This is a genomic window from Dyella humicola, assembly GCF_026283945.1.
GTDB lineage: Bacteria > Pseudomonadota > Gammaproteobacteria > Xanthomonadales > Rhodanobacteraceae > Dyella > Dyella humicola.
The window spans coordinates 3145990-3165938 of sequence record NZ_JAPDPC010000001.1 but is presented as its reverse complement, the minus strand read 5'-3'; the positions used below and the strand labels follow the sequence as shown (position 1 = coordinate 3165938).

Here is a 19949-nt window from a genome sequence, read left to right as displayed (position 1 = left end):
CTGACACTGCTGGCGGCGCTCCCCGTGTCGGCATGGGCACAAAGTATGAACATGCCTGATATGCCCGGCATGTCGACATCTGCACCGATGGACCCGCGTGCCGGCCACGATGATCCACATGCAGATCATGGGACGGCATCACAGCCGGTGGCCGAGGACACGCGTCCGCCAAACGACCATGTGCCACCACCGCCGCCACAAGCCACCATGCATGCCATGACGCCTGCGGAGATGACGGAGTCGATGGAAATGAATCCGTCGCCGCCATTGGGCATGCTGCTGTTCGATCGTCTGGAGCGTAGCCGCAGTACGAATGGCGATTACGCCACTAGCTGGGAGGCGGAGGGTTGGTGGGGCAATGGTATCGATCGCCTGTGGCTGAAGACAGAAGGCGAGCGGGACAGCGAAGGAACCCAGGATGCTCGCGTCGACGTGTTGTGGAGCCACGCATGGACGCGCTTCTGGGACTGGCAGCTGGGTGTGCGCCAGGATGTCGGACAAGGACCGAACCGCCAATGGGCAGCGCTTGGTGTGCAGGGGCTGGCGCCGTACTGGTTCGAAACGCAGGCCACGTTTTACGTCGGCGAGCAGGGCCGCACGGCCGCACGCTTCGAGGCCAGCTACGACTTGCGCTTCACTCAGCGGTTGATTCTGTCGCCGAAGCTGGAGCTGAATGTCTATGGCAAGGACGATCCGCAACGTGGCATTTCATCGGGTCTGTCCGACGTCGAAGCAGGCTTGCGTATGCGCTACGAATTCAGCAGGAAATTCGCTCCGTATATCGGCATCAACTGGACGCGCCGTTTCGGCACGCAGGATGATGCCACAGCTGCGAGCTTGCGGGCGCGGGAGACGTCGTGGCTGGCCGGCGTCCGGATCTGGTTCTGAGAATGTTTGCGACTGCCACGTGGTCCGTGGCCGCTGGATGGGGAATGCTGCGAGATATCCTTGAACCAAGGGCGCGTAGCGCCGCGGCGCCGTTCCGACGAGCGGCAACAGCTATCCCTGGAAGATGAAAAACAGATACGCGACGAAGAGCATCAGGTGTACAGCACCCTGCAGTACGTTGGTGTGACCGCTCGAAAACGTCACCAGACACAACGCGAGCGTAAGCATGAAGAGCAGCAGGTCGGTGTGCTCCAGCCCCAACACGATGGGATGCCGGGTCAGATGGCTGATCATCAAGATCAGCGGAATGGTGAGGCCGATGGTCGACAGCACCGAGCCAAGGAAAATATTGACCGAGCGCTGCATGTGATTGGCGCGCGCCGCGCGTACCGCGCCGATGGCCTCTGGAGTCGCTACCAGGATCGCCATGGTCAGGCCGGCGAAGGCCGCCGGCCACTTCATGGTTTCGACGACGTAATCCACCGGTTGCGCCAGCTTCTCCGCGAGGAATACGACCTGGGCCATGTAGGCCACAAGCAGCACCGTGTGCGTCAGTAGCCGAGTGGATGAGCTGTGATCATCGACGGAGTGCTTGTCTTCGCCGTGCACGGAGCCTGCGAAGTACGCGCGATGCCGCCTCGTCTGCAAGGCCAGGAAAGCGACATACAGGCCAACGGAGATGATCGCAACGAACGACTCCTGTGCAAAGGACAAGGTCGGCCCCGCCGTTGTCACGGTGAAATTCGGCAAGACCAGGGCCAGTACCCCAAGGGGAATCACTACGCCTAGATAGGCATTGGCACCCTGCAGGTTGTAGTGCTGCTCATGGTGCCGCCATCCGCCCATCAGCAAGGACAGCCCGACCATGCCATTGAGAATGATCATGGTGACCGCGAACAGGGTATCGCGTGCGAGCGTCGGGTTGTTCTCGCCATGCAACATGATGGCGGTGATGCTGATGACCTCGATGGAGGTGATCGACAGCGTCAGGATCAGCGTGCCATAGGGCTCGCCAAGCTTCTCGCCGAGCTGGTCCGCATGGCGCACGACGGCCAGGGCCGCACCGAGTATCACGAAGAACAACCAGGCGAAGGCGAGGCCAAGCTGCAGCGGTTGATCCAGCCTTCCCAGCGGCTTGTCGCCGAATATCAGGAACATCACACAAGTGGCCAAGCTCAAGGCCAGAAACCACTCGACCCTGAAGACCGACGGCACGCTACTGAGCCTCATCCTAGCCACCCCGCCAAGGTTGGAAGAACCCGTACGCTCGTTCCGGCGTACTTTAGCCGCAGTCGTGCGGGGTTTGGGGCTATTCGACGATGCCGTGGCTTTCGGACGTGCCCAGCAGCTCGGGCTGGGAGGGCGCCGCTTGCTGGCGGCTGAGCAAAGGATGGATGAAGACGGCAGCCAGGATCACGGCGACACCCGCGTAGAACCAGCCATCCAGTTGGCGTTGTTCGCCAAGCAACACGATGGCCAGCAGGATGGCGTACACCGGTTCGAGATTGGTCACCATCTGCGTGCCGAAAGCGCTCATATGGCGCAAGGCCACTAACGCCAGCGCAAACGGCAGCAGGGTGCAGCCGAACGACAGCAGCATCAGCAAGGCCGCATCGTGCAGGCTGGGCAGCACGAACGCGGGGCCCATGTGCGGCAACAGCGGGGCCAGCAAGGTAAGGAACAGCGTACCCGTGCCCAGCTCGATACAGGTCACCGTGAGCGGATCGGCATGCTCAACCAGTCGCTTGTTGTATGAGCCGAACAAGGCCACCAACAGCGCGGACAGTGCACCAACGGCAATACCCAGTCGCATCTGTGCGGGCACGCCGCCGACCACCATTGCCACGCCTGGTACGACCGCGACACCGATCAGCAACTCGCGAGGATCGAACTTGCGACGTGCAATCCATGGTTCGACCAGGGAGAGAAAGACGGGTCCCAGTGCAATGCACGTTGCCGCCACCGATGCGTTCGCCAGCTTGATCGCAGCGTAGAACGTCAGCCAATGCAGCGACACCAGCACGCCGATGCCGGCGTAGGCCCAACGTAGTCTTGATGGCATCGCCTTCAGGCCGCGCCACACGCTCGGAAACAGGAACAGCGCCGCCACGACCAAAAGCATGCGCCACCACACCAAGGGTAGGGCAGGCAAGGTGATCAACTTGCCGAGAATGGCCGTGAAACCCCACAGCAGGACGCAGAAATGGATCTGCCAGCGGGCCTTGGTGACGGGTTGCATGAATACGAGCCAGCGGGGAGGGGACGCCGCATTCTAGCCGCCGTCCTGGCGTGCGCGGGAGCCCGCCGCGGTCGGAAAGGCAGGCTCAGCCGGGTGCCGTGGGCTTGGACTTCGGTGCAGGCTGCACCGGTCGGCTCTTGGACGGACCGCGCATCTGCTCCAGCACCCCAGCGCAGGCGTTGGTCTCATCGTCCTTGCTGGTGGCGACCAGTGGCAGCAGGGCGGCCACCGGCGCTGCCAACACGCCAAGCGCAAGGGCGCCACCACTACGCAAGATCAGCGGCCCCGCTTGCACGCCGACGTCGGGGTCTTTCAGGGTGCCCCTGACGTATAGCGGCGAGCGCAACGATAAGATGCGCAGGCCCTTGGATTCTGGGCGCACGTTGAGATCAAGTCGCTCATCGGCGAAATTGATGCTGCCATCGATCTTGACGGTGGCATCCTCGGTATCGAAGACGAACAGGCGCGTCTCGAACAGGCCGTTGGTTGCCGTGAGGTCGGACGCGGCACAGTTGATCTTTACCGTCTTGTCGCCGAACAGCTTGCCGATCACGATGTTGCCCACGTTGAGACCTGCCGTTTCCAACAACGTCTTGCTGATGACGCCGTCGTTCATCAACAGCTTCACTTCACCGGTGGCCGTGCCGAGCAACTCGCTCACCGAATTGCCGCGTGCATTCAATGCGGCATCGCCATTGATCTCGCCCAGGCTGGTGCGCATCGGCTCGAACCTCGGGAATAGCTGATTCAGCTTCACGTGGCGAGCATTGAGTTTCATCACGCCCCGCATGGGCGTGTTGCTGCCGTCCAGGCTCAGGTCGCCGTTGATCTTGCCCCCGGCAAGGCCGAAGGCGAGCGGGTCCAGATGCATGACCCCATGGTTCATCACGATATGTGTCGACACCGCCTCGATGGGGAGCGCAGCCTCGCGCACGATGCGCCCCGCGCTGAACGTCAGGTCAGCGTCCATGGCGCGCCAGCGATCGGTGCGAAAAGGCTCGACCGGCAAGACCTTGTCCGCGGGTTGCACGGTCGCAACGCCGCGTTGCTGTTTCTCGGTATTGGAGTCTGCGCCGATGAGTGGCGCCAGGTCCGATAGCATCAATACTTGTGAGGTCACCTGGCCACTGAGCTTGGGGCGCGCGCCGCCCGTTTCGTATACCACGCTGCCGGCAAGATCACTGCCGCCAACGCGGCCACGGAAATTATCATAGGAATAATGACTGGCTCCGCGCTGTAGGCTCGCCTTCAAATGACCTTCGGTGGCATACGCAGGCGTGTCAGGCAGCGTGATGCCGATCAACGGGTAGAGCTTGGCCATGCTGCGGCCAGAGAACCACAGGCGCACGTCCAGCCCGGCGAGGTGAAGCGGATCGGTGAGTGTGCCTACCAGGGCAATGTGGTTGTCGCCGATATGCATATCGGCCTGAACCGGGAACGGTTGCTCGGTTTGCTCCAGCGCCAGCACGGCACCCGTCTTGCCGCTGCCCTTTGCAGATACGCCCTGATAGTGCCCATCCGCCTGCCACGCAAACTGATAAGTGGCGCTGGTGTGGGCGGGCTGTGGGGTGCTTTCGGTGGCTGCCCTGGCGAGCTCTTTGCGTGCCGCCGCGCCGACGGTTCTGCTCGCCTGCTCGCGTGCGTCGGACGACTGTTGTTCAACGATCTGGTCATAGGGAATGGCTCGTTCGAGCGGTTCCACGGTTACCTGCAAGTTGGCCTTGTTGACCGCGTCGTCCAGGGCGATGTGTCCACGATCGAAGCCGATGGCGTGCAAGTCCAGGTTCCACGCCGACGGCGCAGCGCCCGTTGCAGGGTTGAAATCCCATGTCGCGCGGCCTTGCGCGTCGCGTTCCAGATCGATAACCGGCAGCACCAGGAACACCACCGGTATATCGATGCGATGCACGATCAGCGGCCATGGCGCGACGCGAAAGTACACGGCATCGAGCTGGGCAAAATTCGCTTGCTTGGCCCAGTCAGGATTGCCGATCGTGATGTTCTTGGCGATGAACTCTGGCCATGGCATCAGGGCAGCCAAACCGCCTCCGCCAGTGTCGCGCCGCCAGCGCACGCTGAGATCGCCTTGGATCGCGAAGGGGCGCCCCATCCTCTCGCTGACTTGCGTATTGATGCTTGGCTTGAGCCGATTCCAATCGAACGTCGCGATGACGACAAGCAGTACGATGAGCAGCGCCGCCAGCACGCCGACTACCAGGGACAATAACTTCCAGCCGCGCCGCATGCCGCGCTCCCGCCACGCACGAGCATGGCTTCGATGTTCACCTTGCATCCTGGCGATGCAAGTATGAAGAATGTGTCGTTACTGGCAGGGGCGCTTAGACGGTGTTCACGCGCATCAGCGAGACGTCCTGGCCTCGCGGACCGGAATGGTGATGCTGCACAGATCGACTTTACCTGCCGGGAATTGATAGAAGTCGTCGCGGCGATTGCGCTTGGCTTCGACCAGGGCGGCGAAGGTGGCGCTGTCGGTGCGCAGCACTTCGACCTTGCTGCGCTGGGCCTCGGGCAGGTCGGACATCAGGCGCACCGAGCTGATGGTCACATGCTGCGACGGCTGCTCGTAGAAACCCAGCGGACCCGTGCCGCGCGGCAGACCGGACAAATACTCCATGCCCTGCAGTACGCGACCGACCACGGCGAGGTTGCGATCCAGTCCACGCGGCGCCTGGCCAATCACGGCATAGAGCTCGCTACCACTGCCACTTTGCGGATCGTTGTCGCGTCCCACGCCCACCATGCCGTAGCAGTGGGTCAGCCACTCCTGTCCGGTCGCCTTGTTGCGCGCCACCGGAAAGCCATCGGAGAAGCCGACTTCCGGTGCATAGACGTCGCCGTCGGGCAGGGCGGTGAACGGGAGCTTCGCATCAATCGTGCGGGTGTACTCGGGCGGCAAGGTGGACCTTGCCGAGCCCAGCGACTTGAGCTTGCTCTTGTCGCCATTGTCGTCAGTGGCCGGATCGCCCCACTGGGTGACGAAATTGTCATGCACGCGAACGATGGCGAGTTGGTCGTAGTAGTGCTCACGCGCCATGGTGCGGATGTTGGCCGCGTGTAGTGGCGTGAAATCCGGCGCCAGCTCGATCACCACCTTGCCTTGCGGCAGCTGCATCACCAACAGGTTCTGGGGGTTGGGCGCGCGCCACTCTTCCGGCTTGGACTTGGCCAACAGTTCTTTCGTGGTCGGCGTGTGTGCGGGCGTGGCTTCGTCCGCCGCGACATCAACGGCGAACGAGGCGATGGCAAGCGCAAGGGCGGCGGCAAGGCGTAGGCGCGGCAACATGAGATCCCCCGGAGTCAAAGATCCCAAGTTAGCAGAGTCTGCCGCGCATGGCGTCCGGGTCTTCCGGCACGGACGCGGGACCGCTTACTAGAAGCCCAGATCCGATAGCGAAGGGTGATCGTCGGGACGGCGCCCAAGGGCCCAATGGTACTTCCTTGCTTCGCTTGCGATGGGGGCATCGTTGATGCTCGCGATACGTCGCCCCATTAATCCCTCTGCGTCGAATTCCCAGTTCTCATTGCCGTAACTGCGATACCACTGCCCACTATCGTCGCGCCATTCATAGGCGAAGCGAACGGCAATGCGGTTTTCACGGAATGCCCAGAGTTCCTTGATCAGGCGATAGTCGAGCTCGCGTTGCCACTTGAGGGTAAGGAAGGCTTCAATGCTTTCGCGGCCCTGCAGAAACTGGCTGCGGTTGCGCCAGTGACTGTCCGGTGTATAGGCCTGAGCTACCTGCGATGGATTGCGGGTGTTCCATGCATCTTCCGCCAGTCGCACTTTTTGAATGGCAGTTTCGAGAGTGAATGGGGGGAGTGGTGGTCGGCTCATGAGGGTGCCTCTGGGGTAAGGGCTGGCCAATCTTGTCGGTACTGGCAGCGTACCGGCCGACCGGGCCGAGGATGCGCTGGGTGTCAAGCCGCTTTCGAGGGCGTGAACAGCGGAAATTCTATATCCGTTTTGGCTACTTCATTGATGTAGTTCGTTCGCTTGTTCAAAGCCGCCGGGCTGCCGATCGGATCCAGGCGGGGCGAGCCGCGGCTTCTATCCAGGCGCCGGGCCTGCATGGGTCGATTCGCCCTTCGCCTGCTTGCCAACGCCGAGGCGCATGGAAGCGCAAGCGATCAACCCGATGGGTGCCGGCAGGCAGGCAATCCTCGCGCTGCTTCTCTACAATGCCCGGCCCTTTTTGGTGGTCCAGATCGTATCCATGGATATCGTTGTCAACGAAGAACTCAAGGCCTATATCGACCCGCTGACGGCGGACGAATACGAGGCGTTGGAGCGAAGCCTGCTTGCCGAGGGTTGCCGCGATGCGCTGGTGCTGTGGGGCGACATCCTGGTGGATGGACATAACCGTTACGGCATTTGCCGCAAGCACGACCTGCCGTTCCAGACAGTGCAGAACACGCGTTTTCAGTCCATGGGCGACGTGCACTTGTGGATGATCGAGCAGCACCTTGGGCGCCGCAGCGTTTCCGACTTTCAGCGCGGTGTGCTTGCGTTGCGCAAGCGCGAGATTCTGGCGGAACGTCGGGCACGCGTGCAGGAAGCCGAAGAGCAGGCGAAACCGGTGGTCGAAGCATCGGCAACAGCGGCTGACGAAGCAACGTCCGACGCGTTTCCCTCTGCTGCCTCGGAGCCTGAGCCATTGCCGAGTCGTCAGGCGATCGCTCGTGAGGCGCGCCTGAGCAACAACCAGGTGGTGCTGATCGAGAAAATCCAGAAGCAAGCCGCACCCGAGGTGGTGGCGGCAGTGAAGTCGGGCACGCTTTCGATCAATGCGGCGGCGGCGGTCGCAAGCCTTCCCGAGGAGGAGCAGCGCGCAGCGGCGATAGCTGGCAGCGATGAGCTGAAGCAAGCCGCCAAGCGTGTGCGCGATTCCCGCCGCAAGCCTCCGAAGGAGCCCGCTATCCAGGAAGCGGCCGAGGAGGTCGACCCGGGTGAGTTGGTGACTTTGCGCCGACGCGTGGCCGAACTGACAGCCGAAAACGAGGCGTTGCGCAGGCAGCTGTCCCTGCTGCAGGACAAGGTCGATTGAATCGTAGGTTTGGTTAGCGCCGGCGCTGGCAGGCTTGATCTCATCCAGCCTGCGCCCACAGAAGGATCAAGTGAAGCACTCGATCCACCGCCATCGATCCGACATCAACCCTTCCTCACGTTATTCCGGCCAACGCCGGAATCCAGCGCTTCGGCCCATTTCAGCCATACGCCCAAGAGTACGGAGACGGACGCCGAAACCTGCCTTCGAATCACCTGCATGTGGGGCAGAAAGAAACGGCATGCGTCGCAAAATATTGCGCTTCACAATTACGTAACTGGTGTCGATAATGACAACCATTCTTATTTACAGTTGTCGTCTCGCTACTTTCGTTCTGGCTGTTGGAGCAGGCGAGGGGTGTTCCTGACCGTCCTATCGACTCACTGAAACCACTTATGCCGAACCTGCGAACTCATCCCCTGCATGCAGCCCTGGTCGCCGCTCTTGTTCTGCCCCTCTCGGCATGGGCGCAGTCGGCCACGCCGTCAGATCCGCCGAGCTCGGACAATGCGACCAAGACGCTGGGTGCCGTTCACGTTACCGGCAGCGTCATCGGCAACAGCTACGACACCGATACGTCGACGATCGGCGCCAAGGTGCCGACCGCCTTGCGCGATATTCCCCAGTCCGTCGTGGTGATCAATCGCGATCTGCTCAACGCCCAGGGCGCGACCTCGCTGGCCGATGCGCTACGCAATGTACCGGGCATCACGATCACCGCGGCAGAAGGCGGCACCATCGGCGACAACATCAACCTGCGCGGCTTCAGCGCACGCACGGATATCTATCTCGACGGTTTTCGCGATCGTGGCCAGTACTACCGCGACACTTTCGATCTCGCCGCGGTCGAGGTGCTCAAGGGACCATCTTCGATGCTGTTCGGGCGTGGCTCGACCGGTGGCGTGATCAATCAGGTCAGCAAGGTGCCGGAACTGAAACCCAACGCCGAGTTGTCGGCTACCGTCGGCAGCGACGATCATTACCGCGTCAGCGGCGATTTCAACACGCCGCTTTCAGCCACCTCGGCGGGGCGCCTGAACGTCTTCGCCCAGGACATCCATTCCACGCGCGACGTGGTCTCCAATCGCGACGGCGGCATCGCGCCATCGTTGCGCTTTGGCATCGGTACGCCGACCGAGATCACCTTGTCGGCGCTGCTCCAGCGCAATATTGATCAGCCCGACTACGGCCTGCCGCCCGTCAATGGTCGTCCCGCTGCGGTCAGTCACGCCAACTATTACGGCTTCACCACCGACCGCACCACGCAAACCATCAACGCGTTCAGTGCGCGGCTCGATCACCATTTCAACGAAGACCTGCAGTTGCGCAGCCAGCTGCAGTACAGCACCTATAAAGTGGATGCTCGTGAAACGGCGCCCAATGCCGTGGTGACCAACACCGGCGTGACGCTGAACAAGAACGCCGGCAATCCGACCGATCTGCCCTTGCAGGATCTGCTCGTGCAGTTGGCCAGCCACGATCGCGTGATCCACGACCGTTCGTTCGACAGTCAGACCGACCTCATGGCCAATTTTGATACCGGCAGCGTGCACCATGAGCTTCTCACTGGGCTCGAACTCGGCCACGACAACTATGACAATCAGGGCTATACCCGCAATCATCTGCCGCTGGTGTCGCTGCTCGATCCGGGCGTGCAGGCGCAGCCGGACAACGTCACGCGCAGCGTCGGTAACCATGCATTGGGGAGCGCCGATACGGCCGGCGTGTATGCCAACGACACCATGCACTTCAACGAGCAGTGGCAACTGGTGGCGGGCTTGCGCCGCGACCGCTTCGCCGCCGACCTCACCAACACGATCTCCTTGCCGCCCAACGCCGCGCAAACGGTCTACTTCACCAGCGTGCGCAGCGGCCTGATCTTCCAGCCCACGCATGAGCAGTCGTACTACCTGTCCTACGGCACGTCGTTCGATCCGTCGCTGGAAACGCTTACCGTGACCAACGGCACGCAAGCGCTGCAGCCGGAGAAAAACCGGTCCTACGAGGCGGGCGGCAAGTGGGATTTTGTGGATGACCGCCTGCTGCTGAATGCGGCTGCCTTCCAGGTCACCAAGACCAATGCCCGCACCCAGACGTCCACCGGTGAATACGAGCTGGAAGGCACGGTGCGCGTGCGTGGCGTCGAGTTGGGCGCCACCGGCCAGCTGACCGAACAGTGGCAGATCTTCTCCGGCTATACGCGACTCAATTCGGACATCGTCAAGGCGCTGGATGGGACCCAGGGCAATGTGCTGGCCAACACGCCGCGCAACAGCGGCACGCTCTGGAGCACCTACAATGTCACCAAGCACTGGGAGGTTGGTGGCGGGGCGACTTATCAGTCGTTGCGCTACGCGGCCAACAACAATCTGGTCAGCGTGGGCGGCTATACCCGCTGGGACGCCACGGTCGCGTACCATCAGCCGAAATACGATATTCGCCTGAATATGCTCAACTTCACCGACAAGAAGTATTTCGTCGGGGTCATCCAGTCCGATGGCGGCCGCTCGATCCCGGGCCTGGGTGCCACCGAATTGCTGACCGTGACTTATCGGCTTTGATCGCAAGGGACCGATTGCCATGCTGGTAGTGATTCCAGGCATCCTCAATGGCGAGCAGCTCAAGCTGTTCCGGCAGCGGCTGGACAGCGCCGAGGCGCCATGGGTGGATGGGCGCGCTACCGCCGGCCATCAGGGCGCCCAGGTCAAGCGCAACCTTCAGCTCGCCGAAGAGACGCCCATGACGAGGGAGCTGGGCGACATCGTCCTTGGCGTGCTGGAACGGCATCCGTTGTTCATCAGCGCGGCCTTGCCCCATCGGGTGTATCCGCCGATGTTCAATCGCTACGAAGGCGGCATGCACTTCGGCAGCCATGTCGATGGTTCGGTACGTCTTGTTCCGGGCAGCAAGGAGAAGATCCGCACCGATCTCTCGGCCACGCTGTTCCTGGCCGATCCGCAAAGCTATGACGGCGGCGAACTGCAGATCGAGGATGTCTACGGCACGCAGTCGGTGAAACTCGCGGCAGGCGACATGATCGTCTATCCGGCCAGCAGCCTGCACCAAGTGACGCCGGTGACCCGCGGCGCCCGCCTGGCGTGTTTCTTCTGGGTGCAAAGCATGGTGCGCAATAACGAGCAGCGCGCCCTGCTGTTCGATCTGGACCGAAGCATCCAGCGTCTCAACGCCAGTCAAAGCGATCCGGCCGCTCGCGTAGAGCTGACCGGCTGCTATCACAACCTGATGCGCATGTGGTCGGACGTGGCGTAGCGGCGCGATTGGCCGCTGACATCGCCGCATTGCCTATTCACAGGTTGCTTGGCAATCGAAGGCACGTGGGCCCGGGCGGCGTGTTGCGTTCGAGGGGCGACGTCGGTTGACACTGGAATATCGAGCATGGCGATGCATTCGGGGCCTCGCGTGATCTTTGACATGGCAGCGCTCGTTTGCCGAGGCGGCGCCGACATGGCACCCTCGGTAGCCCATCTCCGGACATCTGGACGTCCGAGCTACCCCAGGAGTACCCATGCCACGTACCTTCCTCGCTATCGCGTTTGCCGCGAGTGTGTCCGCCACAGCGTTTGCCGCTGCGCAGTCGAGCGAGCAGCCCGGTCTTGCACAGATTCGCGAGCGCGACCTGCGCGCGGATGTCGGCTTTCTTGCATCCGACGCATTGCAGGGACGGCTTTCGCTTCAGCCCGGCGATGATGCTGCCGCACAGTGGGTCGCTTCGGAGTTCGCCAAGGCCGGGCTCAAGCCTGTTGCCACCGACGCGCAAGGACATCCCAGCTATCTCCAGGCGGTGCCGTTGGTGGAATACCGGCCCGATGCCCAGGCCACACGGCTCACGCTGAAGCGTCAAGGCAAGAGCTTGGAGTGGAAAAGCCCCGATGTATCGGGCGCCTTCCCCGAGGATATCGATGTCGATGCGCCGGTCGTGTTTGCCGGCTACGGCATCACGGCGCCGGAGTTGGGCTACGACGATTACACCGGTCTCGATGTCAAGGGTAAGGCCGTGGTGGTGTTCGATCACGAGCCGCAGGAAACGGATGCCAACTCGATTTTCAACGGCACCGGCAACACGCGCTATGCCACGGGCTACGTGAAGGTGCTCAATGCGCAGGAACATGGCGCCGTCGCCGTGTTGATCGCGCCCGAGCCGAACCACAACCATCCCTCGGCGCAGGAGATCCGTGCGCGCATCGGCCATCATGCCGAACACGCCGCCAATCCGATTCCTTCCCAGGCGCTGGTGGACAACCCACTGCATATTCCGAGCATGGTGATTTCGGCTGACGTTTCCGGCCAGCTGCTGGCAACGAGCGGCAGCACGCCGGGTGCCTTGCAGAACGCCATCGACAAGGACCTCAAGTCACACTCGATGGCGCTGCTGGATACGGCCATCGACCTGCACCTGCACAACAGTTCGCGTCGGGAGGCTGTCGCGTGGAATGCCGTCGGGCTGGTGGAGGGAAGTGATCCCAAGCTGGCGCCGGAAACGATCATCATCAGCGCACATCATGACCACGATGGCGAAAGCGACGGCAAGATATGGCATGGCGCCGACGACAATGCGTCGGGCACGGTCGGTGTGGTGACCCTGGCGCGTGCCTTTGCCGCCAATCCCGCCAAGCCCAGGCGCTCGATCCTGTTCGCGGTATTTGCGGCGGAAGAGCGTGGCCTGCTCGGTGCCTACTATCTCGCAGCGCATCCGCTGCGTCCGTTGGATACGACGCGGGCCATGATCAATTTCGACATGATCGGCCGCGACGAGAAGCCCAGCCCCCAGACTGACGGCCTGATTCAGGTTCCTGCCGATACCAGCAACCGCCTCAACCTGATTGGCGCTGCTTACAGCCCCGACTACCAGCGCACCGTGGCCAAGCAGAACGAGCAGGTGGGCCTGGTGCTGGACGATCGCTTCGACCACGAGTACGCGCTCAACGTATTCTTCCGTTCCGACCAGTTTCCGTTTGTATTGCACAACGTGCCGGCGTTCTGGTGGTTCACCGGCTTCCATCCGGACTATCACCATCCCAGCGATACCGCCGACAAGATCGATTATCCGAAGATGGCGAAGATCCTCAAGCTCGCTTATCTCAGCGCCTGGCAATTCGCCGACGGCTCCACGCCGCCTCGCTTCGTATCCCATCCCGGCGGTCAGATGGCCAATTAAGCGGCCCACGTAGGCCAGCGCGGGCGCGATGACCATCGCGTCCGCGCCTTCCGCGCATCGTCGTTGATTCGCGATCTGATTGTGGGCCGGTGCGACCACGGCACGCGGCCCGGTTTCCTCGTTCCCCGAGCGTCTGTTTTGGCTTCGTCGTGCGCGACGCGGCTCCGCTGTTGCGGAGCGCCTGACTGCGGGTGTACGTTGCTGGAGCAATCTCTTCGTTTAGTGTAGCCCGCCCCGCTTGAGAGTGACACCGGCGCTCCCTGGTCGTCGTTCGTACCGGTCTTCTGGCATACGAATTCACGAGGAGAATTCCATGTATCGCTTGATCAGCAGATGTCTGTTCATTGGCTTGGCTCTGGCCGCACCGATGGTGATGGCACAGAGTGGCGCGTCGACGAAGGAGCCCGGCCGCGCGGTGATTTCGCTCTATCGCGTTGCGCCCGGCAAGCATGTGGCATTTCTCAAATGGATGGCCGAACGAGATGCCCTCGATCAGCAGCTTGGTCTGCCGCGCGCGCAATGGTACGGGCATTTTCAGGGCGATTCCTGGGATTACATCGCCATCGCTCCGGATTTGACCGACGCGCAACAGAAGAAAGAGGACGACGCAGCCAAGGCCAAAGGGCTGGCCGTCGGCCTGAAGGCGTCGCTCGAATTTCGTGAATTCATCGCTTCGCATACGGACACCGTTTCGATCGGGCCATTGACGGCCAGCGACCTGGCGGCCAAGGCGAGCAGTCCCTGACGTGCTCGGGAGGGTTGGGGAGGGCTAGACCTCCCCAATCACTGGCGCCTCGGTGTGGGACGCTGCGCCAGGGAGCCGTTGGCGACGTGCTTGTGAAAGACTCGTCGTTTGCGCTCCCCGTGCAGGTCGATCATGGTCACCATCAAAGCCTTTCCTCACGCTGACTTTCTCTGCCAGATGGAACGTCTGGGCGAGGGCGAGCCCTTGCTGGGGACCCCAACGCTGTCCCCGTCCCTGAGCGGCATGCTGCTGGCGGCGGGTGGTACGGGAGTGCTGACCAAGGCCGCCGGCTGCCTGATGCAGCTGTTGAAGGCGCAGAAGGCAGTATGGCAGGCATCGCTCGATGGCGAACTGGTGGCTGCTGAGCTGCGTCGCTACCAGAAATTCGCCAAGCCCGGCCAGCCGTCACCCCACATCGTCCAGCTGCGACAGCGGCAGGCGGCGGCTCGCCAGGCCTCCAGCGTGTCGAGGCAGGCGTTTATCAAGGCCGCCATGGCGTTCGTACGGGAAGCTGGTCTCGAGGTCCCGCCGCGCGTGGCGCTCGAGGCGTTCATGGCAGGCTGGATCGAGGCGAATATTCCCGTCGATTCCGTTCCCGCTGCACCGGCCAGACAGCGTGCCGACTAGCCAGGCGGCACGCTGCAAGATCACTAGCCGTACCTAGTTTCTGATCCTGGTGATTTTCTGGCCTTGCACGCCCGCGCCGGCCATCAGCCCGCGCTGCCCGAAGATGAAGACGTACACATCCGAGCTAAGCGTCTGGGTCGTCGCTGTCTTGGCCATGCCCTGGTCGACTACGACGATGCTCGGCCCCACGCCGACCGACCAGCCATCACTCTTGTCGAGGTATGCGATCGCGTCGTTGGTGGTGAAAAACATGACTTGAGCGAACGACTGTGCGCCTGCCTGAAATCCAAACGATGCCGCCGAGAGGTTGAACGTGCCCACCACTTTGCCACCCTCGATCAGCACACCGTCGCCGCCTTGTCCGCCGACCATGAAGCCTGCCTTGAGGATGTTCGGGAAGACCAGTATGGCCTTGGACTTCTTGGCAAACTCCTTGGCCTTTGGCTCCGATGCGTACAGTGAATTCAACGCGGCAAAACTGTCGCTCCTCAACTTCGCATCTTTCGCTTGTTCCTTGGACGAAGCTTGAGGGGCGCCAGTCAGCGGTGACGCAGCGATGGAAGAGGAGGCCGCCACCATGAAAAGGATGGGGACCAAGGCAGCAAATTTGATTTGCTTGAACATGGCGTCGACTTCCTCTTGGCGAGAGATCGGTGAAGGAGCGTGGCACTTGAAGACGGACAATTGGCCGCTGGCGATTGGCGCGTCCGTTTATCTGCGGTCGCCCGGATCGGTTGCAGGCCGACCGGGCATGCGCATGCCAGCGCGCCTCACCACTAAGTAGAAACCCGTGGAGTCCTGAGCACCAGCGAAAAAGTACCGGCCTGCACTACGTAGTTTTGCGGATACGAGGCGCCTCACGTCGAGGCGTGAAATATCTCTTGGGCCGTTCGGGAGCGAAGGGCTGAGGGGGTCAGACAGTCAGCAATCGAAGCTCGGGCGGGACGCCGACCTCATCGCCGGCCGTTGCGCGCGTCCGCGCAAGCCACTCCAGCCATTCGCTGAGCACGATGAGCGTCCAGATCGCGCGTGCGTGGTCGTTGGAACGCAGGCAATGTTCCGTCATCAGCGCCTGTGCGACATCGGTATCGATGCCCGCGCCGGCGAGCGCTCGGCTGGCCAGCCGTGACCTGGCCCAGTCGTACAGCGGGCCGCGAAGCCATTGCGAAAGCGGTACGGAAAGGCCTCGCTTGCGCTGGGTTACCGCGGAGCGGGGCAGGTAGCGCTGCGCGTAGTCCTTGAGGAACACCTTGGTGGTGAGGCCGTGAACACGGGCTTCCAGCGGCAAGGTGGCGGCAAACTCGATGACCGTCTGATCGAGAAATGGCGCTCTGATCTCGACGCCGTGATACATGCCACCGCGGTCCGCCTTGGCCATCAAGGCATCGGGCAGCGAATGTCCGAAGTCATAATTCTGGAGGGCATCGACGACGGCGCCAAGGTCGTGATCCGTGAAGTCGATGGGCGGCTCTACGCCAAGGCGTCGCATCCAGTCGGGCGAAATGCTGGCGGTCCAAAGCAGGTGACGCGTCAGTCCATCGAGCTCCTGGCCTCGCACAAAGCGCTTGAGAAGAAAAGAGACGGTGACCTTCTTGTCGCTAACCGGGAGGCGCTCGACGAGGCGCTGGATGCTCGATCGCAATACAGCGGGAAGGCGGGCATAGCGGCTGGCCAGGTGCGCGCCCAGGTAGGTGGGGTAACCGCCGAACAGCTCATCCGCACCTTCACCGGCAAGCAGGACACGCACATCCTCGGCTGCTCGTCGGGTCACCAGTGCCAGCGGCAGCCAAGCCGGGTCGGCCAGTGGTTCTCCCGTGGTCGAGACCAGCTGGCGGATGCCTTCGGGCACGTCGGTGGGGGAGACGGTTACCGGCACGAAGTCGCAGCCGAGGTGGGCGGCCATTTGTGCAGCATGGCCGCCTTCGTCGAACGATGCTTCGGCGAAGCGGATACAGTAGGCAGAGAGTTTCTTGTCCGGGCGCAGGCTGCGCGCAACCGCCGTCATCAGGGCAGAGTCGACGCCGCCGCTCAGCAGAACGCCGTAGTCGACATCGATATCGCTCTGTCGCCGCACCGCATTTCGAAAGATCTGGTCGAACGCATCCTTGCTTGGCATGGACTGCTTGGCGACGCCAATCGGCGAAGTCCAGTAGCGCACGCATCGCGTACCCGCCGGTTCAATGACGATCATTTCGCCGGGGCGGACCTTGCGATGATCTTCCAGCAGGCTACGCGGCGATGGGCAATATCCCGAGCGTAGATAGTGGGCCAGCGAGGCCGAATCAAGCTGCGCGGCTGGGCCTTGAGCAGCCACCAGGGCCGAGAGCTCCGAGGCGAAAAACACCGCGCTGTCGGAGGTCGAGTAGTAAAGATGGCGTTCGCCAGCGCGGTCTCTCGCGAGAATGAGCCGCTGATTTCGCGCATCCCACAGGGCGATGGCAAATACCCCTTGCAAGTGCTCGAGGAAAGCGAGCCCTTTTTCAAGATAAAGCGGTGCAATAACGGCTACGTCGGTGCTCTGGGGGATGACGTGTCCGCTTTGTTCCAGTGTGCGCCTCAGCTCGCGGTGATTGTCGATCTCGCCGTTGCAGGCAACGACGATGCCGTCCTCATGTTCGATCAAGGGGGGCTGCTCTTGGTCGACCCCACGGATCGCCAGGCGATTGACCGCCATGACCAAGTCGCGACTAGAGAAAATCGCGTTTCCGTTTGGCCCGCGGTGCGCCATCGCCCGGAGCATGGCGCGCGTCTTCAGCTCCACGATGGGAGCCGATTCGCCCGTGGTCCGATTCAATATGCCACCGATTCCGCACATCGTTGAAAACCCTCGAGCCAATTAGGTGAAGCGGAGATCAGCCTTGCATCCGCAGCAGCGCGTTGCCGCGCCAGCTGCCAAGCGGGTCCGCTGCGCGTACCTGGCAGCTGGCCAGGGCGGGTTGAATGGCCGCCGGATCAATCGCGTGATCGACGATCACCAGTGTCTGGTGCTGCTCGCGTATCGCCGAGCACAGTGATGCCGCCCCTTCGGGTGTACGCCAGGCGACGCCATACACCGGCTTGTTCAGATAGAGGCGAAGCCCCCACGGCGTCTGTTCCTCGATGGCATACATCGCGTCCGTATTCACGATGACGATGACGGCGGCGACGTCCTGCAGCGGAGTCATGGCGGCGATTTCGCGCGCCGCCTGGCGATTGTCCTCCGCCGGATGCATGGCATAGGCCGCGGCGCCCTTGGCGGCAACCAGCGCGATCACCCAGAGGCATAGCATCACTCGCTGGCGTGGTACCTGCAGATCGATCCTGTCGCGCAGCTGAAGTGCTACCAGTAGCGATAACGGCAGGAACAACGGGAGCACGTAGAGCGGCAGTCGCGACTGGGAAAGACAGAACACCACAAAAGGAACCAGAAACCAGAGCAGCAGGAAGGGTTCGATGGCGTGCTGGCGATACCAGCTGCGCCACTGGACCCGGGAAATGCTCGAGCGCACGGCGCGAAACAAGGCGGGCCACCATGGGAGTGACCCAAGGATCAGCACGGGCAGATAAACAACGGCCCAGCCGAACAAACCAGGATGCCGGCGATGCACCGCGGTAAAGATGCGGCCGTACACCTCCTGATGCAGGAAGTAGTGCAGCAACCAGGGATAGCGCCATGCGGCGAGCAGATACCAGGTAAAGCCGACCACCAGAAACGCCGCGATGCCTGGCAGCGTGAACAGGCGCCCCATGCTCCGCCAGCCATCACGGCTGGCGGCATAGATCAGGATAGCGAGCAGCGGCAACAGCCCTGGCGGGCCCTTGGTGAGGAAGGCCAGGCCAAAACCCAGCCACATCACGGTCACGCCCTGACGTCGATCGCGTTCGCCGTCGAACACGATCGAACGTACGAAGCCAAGTACGGCCAAACCTTCAAACAGCGTGAGAAATACATCGGTACTGATGATGTTGGCGGTGAAGAACGGGAACAGCGTGCAGCCGTAGATCAGGCCCGGCAACCACGGTTTCTCCGGCACCAGCCGTTTTCCCATGGCGTAGAGCACCCACATCGTGAGTACCAAGGCGATGGCATAGGGGGCTCGTGCTGCCCAGGTGTTTCGGCCAAATACCTGGAGTGACCCCGCAATCACCCAATAGGTGAGCGGCGGTTTCGAGAAGTTCAGCTCGCTGGGGCTGTAGCCAGGTGCGAGATAGTTGCCGGAATCGAGCATCTGCAGCGCGGCACCGACGTAACGGCCTTCATCAGGACTCCAGAGCCCCCGGGTTCCCTGGAAGGCGAAGCCGAGAACCAGTCCAAGCAAGATCAACCACAGCAAAGGCCGGTGTCGCGAGTTCCCCACGAGGCCTGGCGAGCTGCCGTCATTGAGCGCACTTTGGGGCATGTTCAGATTCCTTGAGGCAAGGCGAAGCGCAGTGGCCATAGCAGTGTCACTGCCGTGCTTGGCGCGTTCTGAGCATGTGCAAGTTGCGTAGGAATACGAGCAAGGTCACGGTCTCTCCGATGATGAAAACCGGCTCCTGCCGATGGATGGCGTAACAAAGAATGATCGATCCGCCAGCGACACTCAGGTACCAGAATGCGCCGGGAATGACGCTTTTCCCGCGTGCCTCGCTATACAGCCACTGTACGAGAAATCGGGCGCCGAAGAGCGCCTGACCCACCAGGCCCGCGGCAATCCACAGAGATTGGTTGTCGATATGCATCAGTTCATGGCCTCACGGCGTTCCTGCCGGTTTTCGCGCAGGCGTAGCTGAAGATTTCTCAGGTAGATGAGAACGCCTCCTGTTTGTCCAACAATGAACACAGGGTCCTGCTTGTGGATGGCGTAGCCGAGCAGCGTTGCCCCGCCAACAATGCTGGCGTACCAGAAGATCATGGGTATGGCGCTCTGGCGCTTGATCTCGCTGTAGATCCATTGCAGCAGAAAGCGCGCGGAGAAAATCGTCTGCCCGGTTAGTCCAACGACCAGCCAGTGGCTGCTAGAGAAGTCCATACGCGCCTTTCCAAGCAAGGCCAAGTGCGTGTGCGCGCAAGGCACCGTGCTGTACCGGGGACCTCGCAGCCGGCGCGAAGTCGATGCCGTGGATTTTCACGTCAGCCACGCGAAGGGTGGGCCGACGATGGGGCGCCCTTTCTCGGTGCGCGATCGACCCCGTGAAACATGGCGACGGCGATGTCCGCGAGAAGGTTCCCGGGGAGCGCCAGAATCC

Annotated in this window: 17 protein-coding genes; 7 read left to right on the top strand and 10 right to left on the bottom strand. The window is 62.1% G+C overall.

The window, feature by feature from the left end; all coding sequences use genetic code 11:
- Positions 1 to 45 precede the first annotated feature (45 nt).
- On the top strand, positions 46 to 888 hold the full coding sequence (locus OUZ30_RS14040) for a copper resistance protein B (RefSeq protein ID WP_266182929.1): 843 nt from the start codon (positions 46 to 48) through the stop codon (positions 886 to 888).
- A 111-nt stretch (positions 889 to 999) separates the two neighbouring features.
- Here the strand turns inward: OUZ30_RS14040 and OUZ30_RS14035 are convergent, their stop codons facing one another.
- The 5 genes from OUZ30_RS14035 to OUZ30_RS14015 all read right to left on the bottom strand — a co-directional run bounded on the left by OUZ30_RS14035 (position 1000) and on the right by OUZ30_RS14015 (position 6983).
- Entirely contained in the window at positions 1000 to 2118 is a 1119-nt protein-coding gene (locus OUZ30_RS14035; protein ID WP_266182928.1) for a calcium:cation antiporter, read from the bottom strand.
- A gap of 79 nt (positions 2119 to 2197) precedes the next feature.
- Positions 2198 to 3127 carry a DMT family transporter gene (locus OUZ30_RS14030; RefSeq protein ID WP_266182927.1) on the bottom strand — a complete coding sequence of 310 codons (930 nt, stop codon included), beginning with the start codon at positions 3125 to 3127 and terminating at the stop codon, positions 2198 to 2200.
- Between the two features lie 85 nt (positions 3128 to 3212).
- Positions 3213 to 5372, bottom strand: coding sequence for an AsmA family protein (locus OUZ30_RS14025; RefSeq protein WP_266182926.1), 2160 nt, complete (start codon positions 5370 to 5372; stop codon positions 3213 to 3215).
- A 114-nt stretch (positions 5373 to 5486) separates the two neighbouring features.
- On the bottom strand, positions 5487 to 6431 hold the full coding sequence (locus OUZ30_RS14020; RefSeq protein ID WP_266182925.1) for a peptidylprolyl isomerase: 945 nt from the start codon (positions 6429 to 6431) through the stop codon (positions 5487 to 5489).
- Positions 6432 to 6518: 87 nt separating this feature from the next.
- Entirely contained in the window at positions 6519 to 6983 is a 465-nt protein-coding gene (locus tag OUZ30_RS14015; RefSeq protein WP_266182924.1) for a nuclear transport factor 2 family protein, read from the bottom strand.
- A 379-nt stretch (positions 6984 to 7362) separates the two neighbouring features.
- On the opposite strand from OUZ30_RS14015, the gene OUZ30_RS14010 reads away from it, so the two are divergent.
- From OUZ30_RS14010 to OUZ30_RS13985, 6 genes are all read left to right on the top strand, one after another.
- Positions 7363 to 8193 (top strand): plasmid replication/partition related protein, encoded by an 831-nt coding sequence (locus OUZ30_RS14010; RefSeq protein WP_266182923.1) that lies wholly within the window; start codon positions 7363 to 7365, stop codon positions 8191 to 8193.
- Positions 8194 to 8588: 395 nt separating this feature from the next.
- Complete coding sequence (locus OUZ30_RS14005; protein WP_266182922.1) at positions 8589 to 10754, top strand: TonB-dependent receptor; 2166 nt, start codon at positions 8589 to 8591, stop codon at positions 10752 to 10754.
- Between the two features lie 19 nt (positions 10755 to 10773).
- The gene (locus OUZ30_RS14000; RefSeq protein ID WP_266182921.1) at positions 10774 to 11463 is read left to right on the top strand and encodes a Fe2+-dependent dioxygenase; all 690 of its coding nucleotides are present in this window, start codon (positions 10774 to 10776) and stop codon (positions 11461 to 11463) included.
- A 256-nt stretch (positions 11464 to 11719) separates the two neighbouring features.
- Complete coding sequence (locus OUZ30_RS13995) at positions 11720 to 13369, top strand: M20/M25/M40 family metallo-hydrolase (RefSeq protein WP_266182920.1); 1650 nt, start codon at positions 11720 to 11722, stop codon at positions 13367 to 13369.
- Positions 13370 to 13682: 313 nt separating this feature from the next.
- A complete protein-coding gene (locus tag OUZ30_RS13990; protein ID WP_266182919.1) occupies positions 13683 to 14114 on the top strand; it encodes a hypothetical protein in 432 nt (143 codons plus the stop codon).
- 132 nt (positions 14115 to 14246) lie between these two features.
- Positions 14247 to 14741, top strand: coding sequence for a hypothetical protein (locus OUZ30_RS13985; protein ID WP_266182918.1), 495 nt, complete (start codon positions 14247 to 14249; stop codon positions 14739 to 14741).
- Positions 14742 to 14774: 33 nt separating this feature from the next.
- Here the strand turns inward: OUZ30_RS13985 and OUZ30_RS13980 are convergent, their stop codons facing one another.
- The 5 genes from OUZ30_RS13980 to OUZ30_RS13960 all read right to left on the bottom strand — a co-directional run bounded on the left by OUZ30_RS13980 (position 14775) and on the right by OUZ30_RS13960 (position 19732).
- The gene (locus OUZ30_RS13980) at positions 14775 to 15365 is read right to left on the bottom strand and encodes a lipid-binding SYLF domain-containing protein (protein ID WP_266182917.1); all 591 of its coding nucleotides are present in this window, start codon (positions 15363 to 15365) and stop codon (positions 14775 to 14777) included.
- A 289-nt stretch (positions 15366 to 15654) separates the two neighbouring features.
- Positions 15655 to 17556 carry an asparagine synthase (glutamine-hydrolyzing) gene (gene asnB / locus OUZ30_RS13975; RefSeq protein ID WP_266182916.1) on the bottom strand — a complete coding sequence of 634 codons (1902 nt, stop codon included), beginning with the start codon at positions 17554 to 17556 and terminating at the stop codon, positions 15655 to 15657.
- A gap of 37 nt (positions 17557 to 17593) precedes the next feature.
- A complete protein-coding gene (locus tag OUZ30_RS13970) occupies positions 17594 to 19120 on the bottom strand; it encodes an ArnT family glycosyltransferase (RefSeq protein ID WP_266182915.1) in 1527 nt (508 codons plus the stop codon).
- Positions 19121 to 19166: 46 nt separating this feature from the next.
- Positions 19167 to 19442, bottom strand: a complete 276-nt coding sequence (locus OUZ30_RS13965) for a lipid-A-disaccharide synthase N-terminal domain-containing protein (RefSeq protein WP_266182913.1) — start codon at positions 19440 to 19442, stop codon at positions 19167 to 19169.
- Entirely contained in the window at positions 19442 to 19732 is a 291-nt protein-coding gene (locus OUZ30_RS13960; RefSeq protein ID WP_266182912.1) for a lipid-A-disaccharide synthase N-terminal domain-containing protein, read from the bottom strand. Before OUZ30_RS13960 ends, OUZ30_RS13965 begins: the two co-directional genes overlap by 1 nt.
- Positions 19733 to 19949 lie beyond the last annotated feature (217 nt).